At 55.8% G+C, this 538-nt stretch carries 2 tRNA genes and 1 rRNA gene; all 3 read right to left on the bottom strand.

The features are described 5' to 3' along the window. Nucleotides 1-49 precede the first annotated feature (49 nt). Nucleotides 50-125, bottom strand: a tRNA-Ala gene (locus tag AC5W54_RS22555). A 192-nt stretch (nt 126-317) separates the two neighbouring features. Then, nucleotides 318-394: transfer RNA gene (locus AC5W54_RS22560), tRNA-Ile, on the bottom strand. A 94-nt stretch (nt 395-488) separates the two neighbouring features. Next, a 16S ribosomal RNA gene (locus AC5W54_RS22565) occupies nt 489-538 on the bottom strand; the annotation flags it as partial.

Raw genomic sequence — 538 nt, forward strand, 5'->3', positions numbered from 1 at the left:
ACGATGGCTTGTGACTGCGGATCCGATCAGCTAAGACTGCGGGGCGGAGTGGTGGAGCCTAGCGGGATCGAACCGCTGACCTCCTGCGTGCAAGGCAGGCGCTCTCCCAGCTGAGCTAAGGCCCCACTGATTCCCACGTGACATGGGATATTTTATTCAGGACAAGGCATTGGTGACAAAAACATCAACGCCATGAACACTGGATAAAATTTGGTGGGTCTGGGCAGATTTGAATAAACCCGGCGACCTCACCCTTCTCTTTACAGAACTTCCGGGGGTGCGCTCTAACCAACTGAGCTACCCGGCGGTTCGGAGAATGGTGGGTCTGGGCAGATTTGAACTGCCGACCTCACCCTTATCAGGGGTGCGCTCTAACCAACTGAGCTACAGACCCATTGGTCACGCTGGGCCTATACCCAAACAGTCTTTGCTCTGGCCGATCAGGTAATTCAGTGTGAGCACTTGCCGACAGCCGGTGACGTCGTCGGTAAGGAGGTGATCCAGCCGCAGGTTCCCCTACGGCTACCTTGTTACGACT

This window comes from Halomonas sp. LMYGS-3 (assembly GCF_059509875.1).